This window comes from Sinomonas sp. (genome assembly GCF_036848755.1).
Classification (GTDB): Bacteria; Actinomycetota; Actinomycetes; order Actinomycetales; family Micrococcaceae; genus Sinomonas.
In genome coordinates, this window is record NZ_DAIUJO010000041.1 from 7156 (window position 1) to 24894 (window position 17739).

Annotated in this window: 13 protein-coding genes; 11 read left to right on the forward strand and 2 right to left on the reverse strand. The window is 70.6% G+C overall.

All coding sequences use genetic code 11. From position 1 onward, the window contains the following. The coding region (locus V7053_RS08625; protein ID WP_334171869.1) for an MFS transporter at positions 1-1376 on the forward strand (1376 nt) is incomplete at its 5' end. 69 nt (positions 1377-1445) lie between these two features. After that, positions 1446-2636, forward strand: a complete 1191-nt coding sequence (locus V7053_RS08630) for a hypothetical protein (protein ID WP_334171870.1) — start codon at positions 1446-1448, stop codon at positions 2634-2636. A gap of 21 nt (positions 2637-2657) precedes the next feature. Here V7053_RS08630 and V7053_RS08635 read toward each other — a convergent pair whose 3' ends face one another. Further along, positions 2658-3857: a toxic anion resistance protein gene (locus V7053_RS08635; RefSeq protein ID WP_334171871.1), complete on the reverse strand. Its 1200-nt coding sequence runs from the start codon at positions 3855-3857 to the stop codon at positions 2658-2660. Positions 3858-4192: 335 nt separating this feature from the next. On the opposite strand from V7053_RS08635, the gene V7053_RS08640 reads away from it, so the two are divergent. From V7053_RS08640 to V7053_RS08670, 7 genes are all read left to right on the forward strand, one after another. Beyond that, entirely contained in the window at positions 4193-5110 is a 918-nt protein-coding gene (locus V7053_RS08640; RefSeq protein WP_334171872.1) for a hypothetical protein, read from the forward strand. A gap of 339 nt (positions 5111-5449) precedes the next feature. After that, positions 5450-6934: a DUF3375 family protein gene (locus tag V7053_RS08645; RefSeq protein WP_334171885.1), complete on the forward strand. Its 1485-nt coding sequence runs from the start codon at positions 5450-5452 to the stop codon at positions 6932-6934. A gap of 20 nt (positions 6935-6954) precedes the next feature. Continuing rightward, positions 6955-7728, forward strand: a complete 774-nt coding sequence (locus V7053_RS08650) for a DUF4194 domain-containing protein (protein WP_334171886.1) — start codon at positions 6955-6957, stop codon at positions 7726-7728. Continuing rightward, positions 7725-11171 (forward strand): ATP-binding protein, encoded by a 3447-nt coding sequence (locus V7053_RS08655; protein ID WP_334171873.1) that lies wholly within the window; start codon positions 7725-7727, stop codon positions 11169-11171. Before V7053_RS08650 ends, V7053_RS08655 begins: the two co-directional genes overlap by 4 nt. 171 nt (positions 11172-11342) lie before the next feature. Further along, the gene (locus V7053_RS08660) at positions 11343-12740 is read left to right on the forward strand and encodes an LCP family protein (protein WP_334171874.1); all 1398 of its coding nucleotides are present in this window, start codon (positions 11343-11345) and stop codon (positions 12738-12740) included. Between the two features lie 65 nt (positions 12741-12805). Beyond that, positions 12806-13645, forward strand: a complete 840-nt coding sequence (locus V7053_RS08665) for an SGNH/GDSL hydrolase family protein (RefSeq protein WP_334171875.1) — start codon at positions 12806-12808, stop codon at positions 13643-13645. Positions 13646-13746: 101 nt separating this feature from the next. After that, a complete protein-coding gene (locus V7053_RS08670; protein ID WP_334171876.1) occupies positions 13747-14967 on the forward strand; it encodes a multidrug effflux MFS transporter in 1221 nt (406 codons plus the stop codon). A 13-nt stretch (positions 14968-14980) separates the two neighbouring features. Here V7053_RS08670 and V7053_RS08675 read toward each other — a convergent pair whose 3' ends face one another. Then, entirely contained in the window at positions 14981-15319 is a 339-nt protein-coding gene (locus tag V7053_RS08675) for an antibiotic biosynthesis monooxygenase family protein (RefSeq protein ID WP_334171877.1), read from the reverse strand. A 97-nt stretch (positions 15320-15416) separates the two neighbouring features. On the opposite strand from V7053_RS08675, the gene V7053_RS08680 reads away from it, so the two are divergent. Together V7053_RS08680 and V7053_RS08685 are read left to right on the forward strand one after the other, a co-directional pair. Further along, positions 15417-16205: a nuclease-related domain-containing protein gene (locus tag V7053_RS08680; protein ID WP_334171878.1), complete on the forward strand. Its 789-nt coding sequence runs from the start codon at positions 15417-15419 to the stop codon at positions 16203-16205. Between the two features lie 114 nt (positions 16206-16319). Next, entirely contained in the window at positions 16320-17669 is a 1350-nt protein-coding gene (locus V7053_RS08685) for an ATP-binding protein (protein ID WP_334171879.1), read from the forward strand. Positions 17670-17739 lie beyond the last annotated feature (70 nt).

Sequence of the window (17739 nt, forward strand, 5' to 3'; positions counted from 1 at the left end):
CGGAGGGCGCAGCATCCGACGTCAAGCCGTTCGGTCTCCGCTACCTCGGACCACTCCTGCTCGGATCGACGCTCAACCCGATCAACAGCTCGATGATCGCGACCGGCCTCATCGGGATCGGAAGCGAGTTCCGCCTCGGGCCGGGCCAGACGGCGTCGCTCATCTCGGTGCTGTACCTGTTCAGCTCCGTCATGCAGCCCACCATGGGCAAGCTCGCGACGCTGCTCGGGCCGCGGCGGGTGTTCGTCTCGGGGATTGCCATCCTGCTGGTCGCGGGCTTCGTCGGGGCGCTCGCGCCGTCGTTCGGGTTCCTCCTCGTCTCGCGGGCGCTCATCGGCATCGGCACCTCGGCCGCGTACCCCACGGCGATGGCCCTCGTCCGCGCCCGCGCCGACGCGCGCGGGATCGGCGTCCCCAGCCGAGTGCTCGGCGCGTTCTCGATCGCCGCACAGGTGACGATCGTCGTCGGCCTCCCGCTCGGCGGGGTCCTGGTCAGCACGCTCGGGTGGCGCGCGCTCTTCAGCGTCAACGTCCCGCTCGCGCTCGTGACGCTCGCGGCGACCCTGGCCGGCGTCGAACGCGACCCGGAGCGGCCCCGGGCGTCGTGGCGCGCGCTCGTCCATGCGCTCGACCTTCCGGGCATCGCGCTCTTCGGTGGCGCCGTCGTCGCACTCCTGACGTTCCTCTCGGGGCTCGACGAGCCGCAGTGGTGGCTCGCCGGCGTCGCCCTCGTGGTTGCTGCCGCCTTTATCTGGCGCGAGCGCCGCGCGTCGAGCCCGCTGATCGACGTCCGTGCGCTCGCGAGCAACGGGCCGCTCCAGCGGACGTACTCGCGGCAGCTGCTCGTGGGCCTCGGGATCTACGCGTGCATGTACGGCATGAGCCAGTGGATGGAGGAGGGGCGGGGCTTGGACGCGGCGGCCGTCGGGGTCATCATGATTCCCCTCTCGCTCGTGAGCATCGTGGTCGCGCGGCTCGTCTCGCTGCGCGGCTGGGTGCGGGTGCCGCTCATCCTGGCTGGTGCTGCCCTCGTGGGGACGGCCGTGCTGATGGGGATGGCGAACGTCGGGACCTCCGTGGTGCTGCTCGTCGTCATGACGAGCCTCCTCGGCCTCACGAACGGATTCTCCGGCTTCGCGAACCAGACGGCACTCTACGTGCAGTCGCCTGCGGAGGGGATCGCCGTCGCGGCTGGCCTCTACCGGACGTTCTCCTATATGGGCGCGATCTTCTCCTCGAGCCTCATTGGCCTCGTGTTCGGCCAGCGCGCCACCGATCCCGGATTCCACTCGCTGGCCTGGGTCCTGGTCGGGATCGGAGCGGCCGTGCTCGTCATGACCATCGCTGACCGGAGGATTCCCAGCACCGCCGCGTGATTCGGGCTGCCCACCACCGGGCTCCGCGACGGGAGGACTCGGGGGCTGAGGCTGGCGTAACCTCTTGCCATGCCCAAGAGCCGCACCCGCAAGCCCAAGAGCCGCTCGACGAGCCCGGCGGACCGCCGGCAGCGCCGCGTCGACGGCCTGGTCGACAGCCTCGCCGACGACTACGCCGCCTGGGCCGCCAACACCCCCGAAGCCGACGGGACCGACGAGGAGGCCCGCGCCGACTTCATGGCATTCGCCCGGGGGCAGCTCGAGACCGTCAAGTCGCTGTATGTGTTCCTCGGCGCGGGGGAGCGCCCGGTCGCCAACCTCCGGATCGACCCCCGGGCCGTGCCCGACGCGCTCGACGCGCTGCTCGACACGGACGACGTCGACGACCTCCGCTACTACATCGGCACCCTTGTCGACTGGGTTTCCTTCCTTGAGGAGACCGGGCGGTGGGAGGGCAGCGCGGGCGACCTCGAGGCCGTGACCGAGCTGCTCGACGCGGAGGCGGAGGCGGTCGGCGGCATCGTGGACATCGGGTCGATGGAAGACGACGAGGGCGCGCCCCGGCGTGAGCCCAGCGAAGAGGAAGCTCTCGCGTTCGCGACGTCCTCGCCGCTCGTCCGGCATGCGCGCGCCCTCCTGGACTGGGTCGGCGAAGGCCGGCCCGTCGCGTCCGACGGCGCGCTGACGCCTTCCGAGGCAGCCGAGGCGGCGGCGCTCGTCGGCAAGGACGCCGCGGATCCCGGCCGCCGCCTCGCGCGGCTCTGGGCGAGCCTGCGCCACGCCGAGCTCATCGAGATCGACGAGACCCGCGCTGCCGACGACAGCGGGAGCACTGCGCGCCTCGGGGACGACGCCGCCCGCCTGGGGACCGGAGACGCGCTCGGTCGGCTCGAGGCCCAGTTCCTCGCGACCGAGTTCGTCATCACCACGTGCTCGCGTGCCCTCTACACGCCCGAGGGAGACGCTGTCGAGGCTGCCCTCGCGACCCTCCTGAGCCGTGCCGTGCTCGAGGATCCGCTGCCCCTTGCCGTCGTTCAGGACCTCGCCACCGACGCGCCGGAGGACGCCGACCCGGCGGAGCTCCAGACCGTCTCCATCGTGCTCATGGATGAACTCCGCGAGCTGGCCGCCCTCGGACTCGTCGACCTGCGCGCGGGGCTCGTCGACGTGCCCGCGGCCGCGCTCGACGCGGTGTACGACGCGTTCGAATCGCCCGAGGACGACGACGCCGAGGACTGGGAGGACGACCTCGCCGACTGACGCCGGCGCCGTCGTCGTCGGCTAGCTCGGGTTGCCCTCCTGTCGGCGCACGCGCTCGATGTGCGGCCGGGCCTTCTCGAGACCCTGCTCGAGGGCCTCGACGGTGCTCTCCATGCTCTTCGCCGCCTGGGAGCGGAAGGTGTCGATGGCGTCCATCGTCTGGTAGAGGTTCGAGAACGCCCGCTCGAGAGTCTCGACCGAGACGCCCGAGCTCGTGGCCTGCTGATGGATGCGGCCGGTCTGTTCCTTGAGCATCTCGGAGGTGCGCAGGATCATGGCGTTGGTTGTCGTGTTGATCGCGTCGATCTGGTCGAGGACGAGCTTCTGGTTGGAGAGTGCCTGCGCGGTGATGACCGCGGTGCGCAGCGCGGAGACCGTGGTGGCGCGGGCCCTGTCGACGCCCTTGATGAGCTCGTTGTTGTTCTTCCGGATCACGTCGATCGCGAGATAGCCCTGCACCGAGACGGCCAGCTGCGTGAGGATGTCCTGGCGGCGCTGGCGGACGGGGAACAGGACGTCGGCCTCGAGCTGCTGCGCGTGCTCGGCCTGGCCCTTGGCGCGGACATCGCCGATCTTGGTCACGGTCGCGTTGTCGAGCTGCTCGGCGAAGACCGCGTACTCCGAGAGCTGCTGCATGACCTCCCAGAGGTTCTGCTTCTCCTGGGCAAGCGCCGCGTTGTCGCGGAGGAGCTCGTCCTGGCCGGCCATGAGGGCCTTGATGATCTTGTCGAGCTGCGTCTGCGCCGACTCGTAGCGCTGGAAGTACTTCGCAACTTTCTTGCTGCCCGGCACGAAGCCCAGGATCTTCCGGCCGGTGCCCAGATCGGCGCGATTCGGCGTGAGGCTCTCAACCGTGCTGCGCAGCTCGCCGAGCGTCGCTGCGACGTAGGTCTGGGCGCTGTCGCCGGTCTTCTTCGCACCGCGCACAGACGTGGACGCCCGGTCGAGGAGGCGCCCGGACGCGTCCGAGGAAGCGATCATCTCCCGCCCGGCAACCTTGTTGATGCCCTCCACTTTCCGCGCGAACTCAGGGCTGCGCGAATCCATCGCGGCGACTTCGGCAACCCATGCCTTCGCCTGCTCGGCGATCTGGGCCTGCCGGTCGGGCGCAACGGGGACCATCCCGGGCGCGTCTTCTTCGCGGACCACGGGGGCCGCGTCGGAGGCCTGCAGCACAAGGGCGTCTTCGCTGGGGTCTGGAGGGGTCAGAGGGGTGCTCATCGGGTTCTCCTTGGTCACTGCCCGGACGAAGTCAGGCTATCTCGCCCAACGGGGGAGCGTGAGGGGAGGTTCCCGGAGGCGACCCTGAGAAGACCCTGAGGGCGAGCCGGGGGACGGGGCGGAGGGCGTAGGTTCGGCGCGAGGGCGTAGGTTTCGCGCGAGGGCGTAGGTTCGGCGCGAGGGCGTAGGTTGGACGCCGCGCAGAGGTACGCCTTCGTGATCAACGTGCGCCTTCGCCCGCGGATTCCTCCTCCACAGGACGCATCACGGCGTGTCTTCCCCATCTGCTCGTCCGCGAGCAGTGGCTGCAGCGTCAACGGAGAACGCTGGACTCCATGACAGATTTCCCGCTGCCACATCCCGGCCCTTGGCTCACGTCGCAGCTCGTGGAACGCTTCGGGACTCGGCGTGCGCCCCGGCGACTCGTCGCCGCGGGGTTCCTCGCCCAGATCTCCCGGGGAATCTTCTACCGAGCCGACGCGTGGGACAAGCTTCCGCCCGACGAACGGCACCTGATCCTGCTTGCGGGGCATCACGAGTTTCACCAGGCGTTCCAAAGCGCGAGCTTCGCCTACAGCCATTTGAGCGCGGCCCGGCTTCACGGCATCGACCTGTGGGAGCCGGACGACCTTATCCATCTCACTCTGCCTGCATCCGTCCGATCCCGCGCGCACCGGCCCGAGGTCCGAGTTCATGCTGCGGACATCAGCTCGGGGGACCTCTGCGACGTGCGTGGTCTTCCGGTGACCCGACTCGAGAACACGGTGGTCGACTGTGCGCGCTATCTGAAGCGCGGGCAGGCTCAGATCGTCGTCGATCACGGACTGCGGCTCGGGGCGGACCGCCAGCGTCTCGAAGAGCTTGCGGCTCTGGCGCAAGGGAAACGGGGAATCCTGACTGCACGGGCAGCGCTCGAACTGGGATCGGAACTCAGCGAATCGGCGGGGGAAAGCCTCCTTCACTACCTGCTGTCGCGAATGCCGTTTCCGATGCCCACGCAGCAGCTCGTCGTGGTCACTCGGCTGGGTCGCTACAGAGTCGACTTCGGGTGGGAGGACATCCGCCGCGGCATGGAATTTGACGGCAAGGGAAAGTACTTCCTGTTCGAGCCCACCGACCAGGCCATCTTCAAGGAACGTCAGCGCGAGAAGGCCATGATGGAGGAGGGCTGGAGGTTCCTGCGGGTCGAGTGGCGCGATCTCTTCCGCGAGGCCGAGCTCCGGGCGCGGGTGGGGCGCTTCCTGGGCTCGTGACCACTCGTGACCGCACGTGCCGCGAAGGCGCAGGTTTCCTCCGAGAGCGCACGTTTCTTCCGAGAGCGCACGTTTACGCATGGTCAAGTGTCCGCCCTCGTATCAAACGTGCGCTTCGGCAAGCGTGCGCTTTCGCCGAACGTGGGGGGTCCGCCAAGCGTGCGCGTTCAACCCGGGCGAAGATTGCTGCCCGCCGCCCCGGTAGACTTGGCTGCCGTGCCAGAACCCGCCCCGAGCCGCCGCAACGCCGCATCAGCGGCGACTGCTCGTGCGGCGACTGGCCAGCCTGCGACTGCTCGAGCGGCGACTGCCCGGCACGCGGCTCCCAGCACCTCTGCGATGCTGGGGCGCCTCGGGGAGCTCGAGGTTCTGACCAAGGGTCCCGCGTGGGCGCTCACCCGTTCGGCCCCCTGGGTCATCGCGACGCTGCAGACCGCCTTCACGCGCAACCGGCCCCACGTCGAGCTCGAGACATTCCACGACGAGATCGATGATTTCCTGGCCGAGCTCCGGGCGCGAGACGCCGACCTCGGGCTTCCCAGCACCGCGGGAACCCTGACCGGGCGGCTCGTGGCCGACGACTGGACGCGCCGCCGCTTCCTCGCCCGCCGCGCGCACTCGGGGCGCATCGTGTACGAGCTCACCGAAGCCGCGGCCCGTGTGCTGGCCTTCTTGGATTCGCTCTCCTCGGACCGTTCCACGCTCACGGGCTCCCGGCTCGGCACGCTCCTCGCCGACGTCGAGAAGCTCGCCCACGAGACCAACCCGGACACGAGCGCGCGCGTCGAGGCGCTGGAGGCGGAGATCGGGGAGCGGCGCGAGATGATCCACGGCCTCGAGTCGGGGGAGATCGACGCGGCCCTCGATTCCGAGCACGCCGTCGAGGCCGCCGAAAACATCCTCGACCTCGCGGCCGGCCTCCCCGCCGACTTCAAACGCATGCGCGACCGCATCGAGGAGTCGGTCGGCCAGCTCCGCAACCAGATCATCGAGGAATCGCTCAGCAAGGGCGCCACGATGGCTCAGGTCCTCGAGGCGGACCGACGGCTGCGGGAGTCGAGCGAGGGGCGGACGTTCCGGTCGTTCACGGCGTTTCTGGAGAACCCCGAGCAGCAGCTCCGCTTCCGGTCCGCCATCGCGGAGGTCCTCTCCCGCGACTTCGCGGACCGGCTGGGACCTGAGGAGCGGCAGACCCTGCGACGGCTGGTCGCTGAGCTCCGGGACCAGCATTCCGAGATCCAGGGCATCTACGGCAAGCTCTCGGAGAGCCTCAACACCTACGTGCAGAGCGACGACTACCGCCAGTCCGTTCGCCTCCGCGACGCGATCCGACGCGCGGAGCAGGCCGTGCGGCGCCTGCCGTATCAGCGCGAGCAGGCTGCGTACGCGCCCGCCCCGGAACTGTTCGGCGCCGAGTTCGATTCGCTGGCCATGGTGAAGCTCTTCGATCCCGACGAGTACGTCCCCCCGCCGCGTCTGGCCGAGCCGATCGCGTTCGCGGAGGAGGACCGAGTCCGATCCGCCCGGACCGGCAAGGCGAAGGCGGCGGCTTTGCGCCAGGCGCTCGACGTCGCGCTCGCACGCGGGGAGGGCCGGGCCACGGCGGCGAGCGTATGGCGTGCGCTCCCGCCCGAGGAGCAGCACATCAACTCGATCCGCGCGCTGCTCGGCGAGCTTCTCCATCGGGGCGCCTCGTTCGCGGCTCAGCCCGGTGCCGAGGGTCGGGCGGCTGCGTGGGAGGCCCTCGACTTCGAGCAGGTGGACGGCTCGGCGCGCCGGGCCTACGTGCCTGCTGTCGAGATCCAGGAAAGGGGAACAGGGTGAGCGAGTCCGCCGGGGACGGAATGCACGACGGCGAGTCTGAGACCAGCCCGCGGCGGGTCGCCAACGCCGCCGCGCTGTACGACGGCGACACAGGCGTCCTTCCGCTGCGCGTGCGGCAGGTCCTCGTGCGCCTCCTCAAGGGCCCTTACCTCGACGGCGGGCGCGACGAGCGCCTTTGGACGACCCTGCTCGACAGCCAGGATGTGCTCCGCTCCCGCCTGTCCGAGCTCTTCCTGGGCCTGCACGTCGACCACGCGAGGAAGATCGCCGTCGTCCGCCCCGTGGACCCCGAACTGCTCGGCACGGCCTCGCGCTCGACGATCCTCCGCCAGCAGCGCGCCCTGAGCCGCGTCGAGACGATCCTGCTCCTGCGCCTCCGCCTCCTCCTCGATCGCCACACGACTGCGCAGACCGAGCCGACGGTCACGCTCGAGGAGCTCTCCGACGTCGTCGCCCACTACCAGCCCTCCGACCAGCGTGACGCGCTGCGGGACGCCGACACGGTCTCGCGCGCCGTCCAGAAGCTGCAGGCGCGCCGGCTCCTCCTGCCCACCGCGCTCGACGACGTCTTCCTCATCTCCAACGCGCTCCCGCTCGCGTTGCCGTTCGAGAACATCGGCGACATCGCCAGGCACCTCGAGGCCCTGGCCGAGGCTCCGGACGAGGGCGTCAGAGACGATTTGGACGGCGCCGGGGGGCACGACGACGAGGCGAACCCGACGCTCGACCTCGGCGGCGCCGCTGCCGATGGGGAGAGCGACGAGGCGCTCGCGGACGAGGAGGGGATTGAATGAGCGTCGCGACCATGCTTCCGCTCGACGATCAGATCAACCCGGGCCAGTTCCGGCTGACCCAGGTCCAGATCGTCAACTGGGGCACGTTCCACGGCGCCCACACGATGCACGTGGACCGTGCCGGAACGCTCCTCACGGGCAACTCGGGCGTCGGGAAGTCCACGCTCTTCGACGCGATCGCGCGGGTGTTCGACGCCCGCCCGCGCTCGAACGAGGCCGCTGCCGCGCGGACCGGCCAGAGCGAGGACCGCCGCACGACCTTCACGTACATGCGCGGCAAGGTCGGGGACGTGGCCGTCGGCGAGAGCCAGGCCAGCGCGTTCCAGCGGCCGGGGGCGACGTGGAGCGCGATCGCCCTCACGTTCGACAATGCGGCCGGCACCCGCCACACGCTCAGCGCCCTGTTCGATCTTCCGAAGAACGGCACCGAGTCGAGCCTCGGCCGCTTCTACGTCATCGACTCGGTCCCGCTCGACGTCCACGCGATCGAGGGCATCGCGGACCGCCGCTTCACGCGCGGCGCGCTCGAGGCGCTGTTCCCGACCGCGCAGGTGTTCGACGTCCACAAGAACTTCGCCGAGCGCTTCCGCCGACTGCTCGGCATCTCCTCCGACCAGGCCCTCCCGCTCCTGCGCGTGATCCAGGCCGGGAAGGGGCTCGGCGGCAGCGTCAACAGCTTCTTCCGCGACCAGGTCCTCGACCCGCCCGAGACGCTCGCGGCCGCGGACCAGGTGGTCGAGGAATTCAGCAACCTCATGTCCATCCGGCAGCGGCTCGAGGACGTGCGGGAGCAGCGCGACCAGCTCGCGCCCGTCCCCGGCCTCAACCAGCAGTACGCGCAGGCGCTGCTTGACGCGAACCGCCTCCGCGACCTTTCCGGCGAGGCCTTCGAGCGGGTCCGACGGCAGCTCACGGTGACCGTGCAGGAACGGATCGCGGGGCGCGCAGCCGAGGCGGCGCAGTCGAAAGCGGCCGAGCTCGCGGCCGAGCGCAAGACGCGTGACGCCCTCGCAAAGGAGCTCCGCGCCCTCGAGGCCGAGTACAACAATGCGGGCGGGAACCAGATCAGCGCCCTCGAGCAGCAGGCCGAGAACGCCCGGGTGGGCCTGCGGCTGCGGCGCGAGGTCGAGGCCGCCGCAAGGCAGGGCCTGGACGACGCCGGGCTGCAGCTTCCGTGGTCGGCCGAGGGCTGGGCGGCGGCCCACGAGGAGGCCGCAGCCGCGACCGAGTCGCTCGAGGGTGATTCGGCCGCCCTCCGAGAGGCCCGCTTCGAGGCCTTCGACGCGCATGCCTCGGCGAAACGCGACCTCGCGGAAGCCCGCCGCGAGCTCGAGTCGATGGCCGCCCGCAAGAGTCTGCTGCCGCCGTCGTCCGTGGAGAACCGGGCCTCCATCGCCCAGGCGACCGGGGTCCCCGAGGAGGCCATGCCGTTCGCGGGGGAGCTCATCGACCTCGCGGACGGTGAGGAGAGGTGGCGCCCGGCCGCCGAGCGGGCCCTCCGCTCCTTCGCGACGACGCTCCTCGTCCCCGGCGAGCACTTCGCGGCCGTCACCCGCTATCTCGACGGGCACGCGGTCCGCGGTGCGCTGCGTGCCGTGGACCTCTCGGTGCCCGTGGCCGGTTCCGCCGCTGCGCTCGCCGACGTGCGTCCTGACGACCTGCTCACGAAGCTCCAGATTCTCGAGGGCGAAGCAGGGGACTATGTCCGCGCCCGCATCGCGACCGAGTTCGCGTACCCGTGCGTCGAGGACCCGGACGAGCTGGCGCTCCTCGATCGAGGACTGAGTCTCGGCGGGGTCGTGAAGCGGCATCGCGGAACGGTCGAGAAGGACGACCGCTTCGCCTCCCGCCAGGATTGGGTGCTCGGCTTCGACAACGCCGTGAAGGTCGCCGACCTCGGCGCCCGGATCGCCGAGCTCGAAGGCGCCCTCGTACGGGCCGCCGAAGCCGCGCAGGCGAGCGAGGACTCGCATCAGGGCGTGGCCCGCCGTCTCGAGGCGCTGCGCCGAGTGGCTGCGGACCAGCGGCCGTGGGAGGAGGTGTCCGCCGCGGTTGCCGAGGACGAACTCCGCCGTGTCGAGAAGCGCCTCGAAGACGCCCGCGCCGCGCAGACCGACCTCGAGCCGCTGCGCGCGAAGGTCGAGAGGGCCCGAGCGGATCATCAGGCGTCGACCGAGGCGGCTGCCGTCTTCCAGAGCGAGCACCGTCATCTCGACGCCGCCGCGGCCTCTGCGGCCCGACTCCTCGACGAGGCCAGGGCGCGCGTTGCCGAGGCCGCCTCCTCGGACGCTTCCGCCGCGGACGACGACGCGCTCGCGCCCTATTTCGAGGGCGCCGCGGGCCTCAGCGAGCTCCACGCGCTCGACACCCTCGCCGCCGACGTCCGTGCGCGCCTCCTGGAGGAGCTCCACGCGGCCGAGAGCCGCGGCCACGCGGCCGGGGAACGGCTCACCCGCATCTTCGAGGCGTTCGAACGGGAATGGGGTCCCGGCGTCTCGGCCGACCATGGGGTCTCGGTGGCGGCGGCGGGCGCCTTCGAGGCGCGCTACCACGAGATCGTCTCGGAGGGCCTGCCCACGCAGGAGGCCGAGTTCCGGCGGTTCTTCCAGCAGCGCACCCACGAGTCGTTCAGCACCCTCCTGCATCTCCTCGACGAGGAGCGCCGCGCGATCTCGGCGCGCATCCTGCCGCTCAACAGCATCCTGGGCGGGGTCGGCTTCCACGAGGGCAGCTATCTCGAGCTCGACATCAAGCAGACTGTTCCAGCCTCGGCACGGCAGTTCAAGGAGGCGATCGTCTCGGCGCTCAAGGCGCGACATGGAGCCGAGGGTGCCGTGGCGTCTCCGGGGTCTGGCGGCGAGGACGCCCTCGCAGCGCGCTACAAGACGCTCGAGACCCTCGTGAAGCGGCTCGCCTCGGCCGCGCCGGAGGACCGGCGCTGGCGTGCGGAGGTCCTCGACGTCCGGACCCACGTCTTCATCTCGTGCAAGGAACACCGGGCCGTCCCGACGCCCGGTGACCGGGCCGCGGCCGAGGTTCGCGACGAGGTCTTCGTCCACTCGGACACCGGGAGCATGTCCGGCGGCGAGCGGCAGCGGTTCACTGCGTTCATCATGGCGGCGGCACTCAGCTACCAGCTGGGCATTGCCGAGCAGGGGTTCACCACCTACGGGACGGTCATGATGGACGAGGCATTCGTGCTGGCGTCCGAGGAATTCGCCGGCGCCGGCATCTCGGCCCTCCACGAGTTCGGGTTCCAGCTCCTGCTCGCGGCGCCGGAGAACGTCATCGATCTCTCGCGCCACCTCGGATCCGTCACGGAGATCCTCCGGGACAAGCGCACGAACCGTTCGGGGCTCCTCGAGGGCCTGGGACCGGTGGGCGGCAGCGGTCCCGTGTCGCAGGCGAACCCCGTGGACATCGTGCTCCGCGAGCCCGTGTAGCCGCGCCGGCGACCTTGCCGCGGCGGGCGCGGGCGCCGTCGTCCGCCCGCGAACCGGCCGTGAGTTTCGCCGAAAGTCGGCGCGCGTCCAGCTTTTACAGAGTTTGCACCGTTAGTGTGACTCCGCGCGCTTTAGCGGGCGCGTTCCTGATGCCGACCCCAAGGGAGCCGCATGCGGCGCACGCCTGATGCCCGAAAGGCCAGCAGCCAGGGCCAAGAGCCTTGGCAGAACCTCTACGGGCAGCTCATCGATCGCGACCGGCGCCGGAAGTTCCGGCGGCGCCGAACGGTCGCGCTCTCGATCGCTCTGGTCATCGCCCTCGTGGTCGCCGGCGGGGTCTTCGCGCTCACCACCTACATCAGCCTCGAGAACGGGATCCGGCGATCCCAAGCGCTTGACGGCGGTGCGGGCCTCGATCAGGACGTCAACATCCTCGTGATGGGGCTCGACAGCCGCCTCGACGAGAACGGGAACCCGCTGAGCCAGGAGGAGTACGACGCCCTCCACTCGGGCGATTCGTCCGACGGCGGCTACAACAGCAACGTCCTCATGGTCCTGCACGTCCCGAAGGACGGCAGCCAGGCGACCGTGATCTCGATTCCCCGCGACGACTACGTGGACCTTCCCGGTTCCCCGGACGGCATCTCGCAGGGCAAGATCAAGCAGGCCTACGGGTATGCGATGGATGACGCCATGAAGAAGCTCAAGGCGGACCCACAGGGCAAGAGCGACTCCCAGATCTACCAGGAGGCGCGCGACGACGGCCGCAAGGCCGAGATCCAGACCGTGCAGAACTTCCTCAACATCAAGATCGACCACTTCGTCGAGGTCACGATGGGCGCCTTCCTCGACGTCGCGAAGGCGCTGGCCCCCATCACGGTGTGCCTCCAGGAGGCGACCCAGGACACGTACTCGGGCGCCAACTTCAAGGCCGGTGTGCAGCAGCTGAACGCCCAGCAGGCCGTGGCGTTCGTCCGGCAGCGCCGCGACACGTCGGGCTCGGGCGTGGCCCTGAGCGACCTCGACCGCGAGCGCCGGCAGCAGGCCTTCATCTCGTCGCTCCTCACGCAGCTCAAGCAGAAGAGCACGTTCACCGACCTGAACAAGGTCGAGGGCATCCTCAACGCGGTCAAGGACAAGATGGCCGTGGACCAGTCCCTCAACCTCATCGACTTCGGCCTCAAGGCAAAGCAGCTCACGGCTGGCCACATCCGGTTCGTGACGCTGCCGATCGTTCAGTTCGGCACGTCTGACACCGGCGAGTCGGTGAACATCGTGGACAAGGGCGCGATCCAGGCCGAGGTCTCCCAGCTGCTCTCTCCGCAGCCCACTGCGACACCGACCCCGAGCGCGACCCAGGACGCGTCGGCCCAGCAGCCTCAGCAGGGCTCGGATTCGGGCTCGCAGCAGGCGCCGGCCGCGGGTTCGGGCGGTGGTTCGGGTTCCGGTTCGGGCGGCCAGGGTTCCGGCGCGCCCGCCGCGGCGCCGTCGCCCTCCGCGACGTCGACGTTCGACGCCGGTGACTGGTCTAGCGTCCTCCAGGGCGGCGGGATCCCCTGCGTCAAGTAGCGGCGTTCACCCGCTCGTCGCCGCGGCGTTGCCGCGGCGTTGCCGGGCGTCCCTAGAGTTCCGGCGTGGGCGGTAGCGTTCGACGGCGGTACGTCGCCCTCGGCGATTCGTTCACCGAGGGCGTCGGCGACCGCAACCCCAACCTGCCCAATGGGGTCCGGGGTTGGGCCGACCGTGTCGCGGAGAAGCTCGCGAAGTACGAGAAGGGCTGGGAGTACGCGAACCTCGCCATCCGGTCCAAACGCCTCCGGCAGATCATCGACGAACAGCTCGAACCCGCCGTCGCCCTCGAGCCGACGCTCGTGACGCTGTATGCGGGGGGCAACGACATCCTTGACCTCGGCACCGACATGGACCGGCTGCTCGACGAGTACTCTGGCCTCGTCGCCCGGCTGGCTGAGACGGGGGCGACGCTGGTCCTGTTCACGGGCTACGACGTCAAGGTGAACCCCCTCCTCGAACCCCTGAGGCGGCGCAACTGGCAGTACAACGCCCGCGTTCGGGAGCTGGCGCGCGAGCACCGGGCGGTGCTCGTGGACTACTGGTGCTTCGACGAATACAACGACAAGCGGATGTGGGACGCGGACCGGCTCCACATGTCCACCGCAGGCCACAAGTTCCTCGCGCGGCAGGTCCTCGCGCACCTCGGCGTCCCGATGAGCTTCAAGCCAGCGGACTGGGAGCCCATCGCGCCGCGGAACGCGCGCGAGTGGGTCGCGGCCCAGCGGGAGTGGATGAACGACTGGGTCGTGCCGCTCATTGGCCGCAAGCTGCGGGGAGTAACCCTCGGCGACTTCCTCCTCCCGCGGTGGCCCGAACCGGTGAAGGTGCCGCGCAAGGGCGGCCTGCGGCGGTACGCGCTCGAGCATCCTGAGGTCCTCGAAGGACGATCGGTCCTGCGCTGATCCCTCGTTCTGCATGCTGGAACCGCATGGGTCCTGTCCGCGCGGGCACATTAGTCTGGCAGGGCACCCCGACTGCAACCCAGAGGATTGAAGAGCCCGACATGCCGCCGTCTGCCCTGAACCGCTCCGGGAACCTCAGCGCGCCGTGGCTCCTGGTTCTCGCGTTCCTGGCGACGACGGCCCCGCTCTCGACCGACCTCTACCTCCCAGGCTTCCCCCGCGTCCAGCAGGATTTCGCGGCGAGCGCCTCCGGGGTCCAGCTCACGCTCACCGGCTTCCTCGTGGGGATGGCGTTCGGCCAGCTCGGCTTCGGGGCCCTCTCGGACAAGCGGGGCCGCATCGTCCCGCTCCTCTGCGGCAACGTGCTCGCGCTCGGCGCATCAGTGCTCGCGGCCCTCGCGCCGTCGATCGAGGTGCTCATCGCTGCACGGCTCCTTCAGGGCCTGGGCGGCGCGGCCGGCGTCGTCATCGCCCGGGCCATCGTCGTTGACCTGACCCGCGGCTCCGAGTCGGCCCGCACCATGAGCCTCATGATGACGGTCGGGGGCATCGCGCCGATCGTCGCGCCGTCGATCGGTGCGGTCCTCCAGGGGCCCGTGGGGTGGCGTGGGGTCATGTGGACGCTCGCGGGCCTGTTCGCCCTCATGATGTGCGCCGTGTCCCTCGTGTTCCGGGAGACGCGCCCTCCCGAGGCGCGTCACGGGACAAGCCTCCTCGGCGGGTTGGGCCATGTGATGCGGGAGCCGCGCTACCTCCTGTTCGCCGCCCTGTTCGCCACGACGTTCGCCGTCATGATGACGTACATCTCGGCGTCGTCGTTCGTGTACCAGGACGTGATGGGGTTCAGCCCGGTCGGCTACGGGCTCGCGTTCGGTGTGAACGCCGTCGGGCTCATCAGTTCGGGCTATATCTCCTCCCGGCTCGCGCGCACGGTCGGGCCGTTCGCGACCGTCCGCGTCGCCGTGCCGCTGCTGCTCGCGTTCAGCGTCCTGACCCTCGTGACCGCGCTTCTGCCCGGTCCGCGCTGGCTCCTTGCGGTGCCGATCTGGCTCTCGGTCACGACGGTGGGCTTCATCATGGGCAACTCGTCGGCACTCGCGCTCGACGCCGTCCGGCACGTCTCGGGAAGCGGCTCGGCCGGGCTCGGGTTCGCGCAGTTCGTGTTCGGCGCCATCGTGTCGCCGCTCTCGGGCATCGGAGGGGCCGGGACCGCCCTGCCGATGGCCATCATCATGGCAATTGCGGCAACCCTCGCCGCGCTCCTCCTGGCCGCGGCCGCGCTCCGGGCGCGGAGGCGGGCGGCAGCGCCTCCCGGCCGGTGAACGACGCCGAGGGCTACTGCCCGAGGTCCGCGACCTCGAAGCTCCACAGTTCGGCGGAGACGCCTACGGGGCGCTGCCGTTCCTCGGCGCCCGCGGCCCCCTCGGCGCCCGCGCCCGGGCGCCCGTGGCCGTGCCCGAACGAGGCAGATTTCCGCCACGCCTCGTAGCTCTCCTCGTCGGCCCATCGCGTGACGACGAGCCACACGTTGCGGCCGTCGCTCGGCTGGAGGAGCTCGAAGCCCTCGAAGCCGGGCTGGCCGTCCACGGCGTTGGCCCGGCCGGCGAACCGGCGGGCGAGTTCGTCTCCCGAGTCGGCCGGCACGGTGATGGCGTTGATCTTGACGATGCTCATGAGCACCATTCTGGCAGCGCATGCCCAATGCGAGGCCAGCGGATTGCGCCCGAAGACCCGGGGCGCCCGTTACCCTTGCGACTGAAGGGGGAGAGGCATGGAAACCAACGGGTTGGGCGGCAGACCGGCGGGGCACTCGGTGATGGTCGAGGTGCTGCGCCTGCAGGAGTCGAGGCCGCCACGCCGCGGCGTCGCGCGAATCTTCGGCGCGAACCCGCTCGCCCCCGAGGCCCGCAGCTGGTTCTGGGGCGCGCTCGGCGAACAGCGTGTGGCCAGGGTCCTCGCGGCTCTCGGCCCCGAGTGGCACGTCCTGCACTCCATTCCGGTCGGGAAGCGCGGCTCGGACATCGATCACGTCGTTGTCGGTCCCGCGGGCGTGTTCACGCTCAACACGAAGCACCACCGCGGCGCCAACGTATGGGTCGCCGGCCGGACCCTCATGGTCAACGGCCAGCGCACCCCCTACCTGCGGAACTCCGCGCACGAGGCCGCGAGGGCTTCGGCCCTGCTGACCCGCTCGGCAGGGTACCCAGTCGAGGTGCGGGCCGTCGTCGTCCTCGTCGCGCCCCGGAAGGTGACGACGCGCAGCCGGGCCGAGGGCGCCGTCGTCGTGACGGACAGCGTGCTGCGCCGTTGGCTCGCCCGGCAGCCGCGCACCCAGTCCGACGACGACGCCGCGCGCCTCGCCGGGCTGGCGGCGCAGCCCTCGACGTGGGGGGCCGACGGGCCCGCTGGGGACCCGTTGCAGACGCAGGCCTCGTTCGAAGCGCTCCGCGCGGAGGTGGTCCGTGCCCAGGGCCGGCGCCTCGTGTGGTTCCTCGCGGGCTGCGCGGGTGTGGTTGCGACCGCCCTCGGTTCCCTGCCGCACGGACTCTTCGCTCGGTAGCCGAGCCTCGGGCCCGCCCGCCCGTCACACGGCCTCCTGCTACGCGACCGCAACCCCTCGGGCACGCTCGACGGCTACACTCGGCACCAGTCGGCAGCGCAAAGGAGCACCCCCATGACCACGTGGCGGATCCGGGACTTCCATCCATCGGACCTCGACGGCATCCTCCACCTCTGGAGCGCGATGACGGCCTCCGGGATCGAGCCGGTCTATTCGCTCTCGGAGGTCCTCGCGAGCTGCCAGGCGGACTACGCTGCCGTGGCCGTGCACGGGGAGGACGTTGTGGGGGCCGCGGTGGGCCGCGCGGCCCACGAGCAGGGCTGGATCGTGTTCCTCGCGACGCTTCCCGAATGGCGCAGCCGGGGCATCGGGACGGCACTGCTGGCGGCGCTGGAGCACCGCATGGCGCCGCTCGGCCTCACGAAGCTCTCCGCGCTCATGCCGGACACCGAGACACGCATCGATGCGTTCCTCAATCGCGGCTTCAAGGATGTGAAGAACCTGCGGTTCTTCGAGCGGCAGATCCCCGTGCAGCGGGCCGAGCTCGGGCCGCTGGCCCAGCTCGGCGGCCGGGTGCTGCCGCGGGACCTGTGGGAGAACGTGGCCGGGATGCAGCGGGAGAAGCAGCTCCTCGAACGGCGGCTCGTGCTCCCGCTCGCGGAGGCGGAGCTCGCGGACGAGTTCGGCGTCGTGCCGCCGCGCGCCGTCGTCCTCTTCGGGCCGCCCGGGACGGGCAAGACGACGTTCGCGAAGGCGATCGCGTCGCGCCTCGAATGGCCGTTCGTGGAGGTGTTCCCTTCGCGGCTCGCGGCCGACCCCGACGGACTCGCGGGCGCGCTCCGCCGCACGTTCCTCGAGATCGCCGAGCTCGAGCACGCGGTCGTGTTCCTCGACGAGGTCGAGGAGATCGCGTCGCGGCGCGCGGGCGACCCGCCGAGCCCCACGCAGGGCGTCACGAACGAGCTGCTCAAGATCATCCCAGCGTTCCGCGAGCAGCCCGGCAGGCTCCTCGTGTGTGCGACGAACTTCATCCGCGCCCTCGACCCCGCGTTCCTGCGGCACGGGCGCTTCGACTACGTGATCCCTATCGGGCTCCCGGACGCCGAGGCGCGGCACGCGATGTGGACCCGGTTCATACCGGAAGCCGTTCTCGCGAGCGTCGACGTGGCGCTCCTCGTAGCGAGCACGGAAGGCTTCTCGCCGGCCGACATCGAGTTCGCGGCGCGCTCGGCGTCGCAGCGCGCGCTCGAGAAGGCGGTGTACTCGCCAGCCGCGGTGCCTGCAGGAGGGGCGTCCGACGGCGGTTCCGACGGCGGTTCCGACGGCGGGGTGCCGGCCGGCCCTGGCCGGAGGGGCCCCACGACCGAGGATTACCTTGAGGCGGTCTCCGAGACGAAGACGACCGTGAGCGAGGACGTCGCGGCGGGATTCCTCGAGGACATCGAGGAACTCGCCCGCGTCTGACCGATCGACCCCCTCCGCGCCCCGCTCCCCTTGCGCCGTCACCTTCGCAGGGTGCGACACCCTGCGAAGG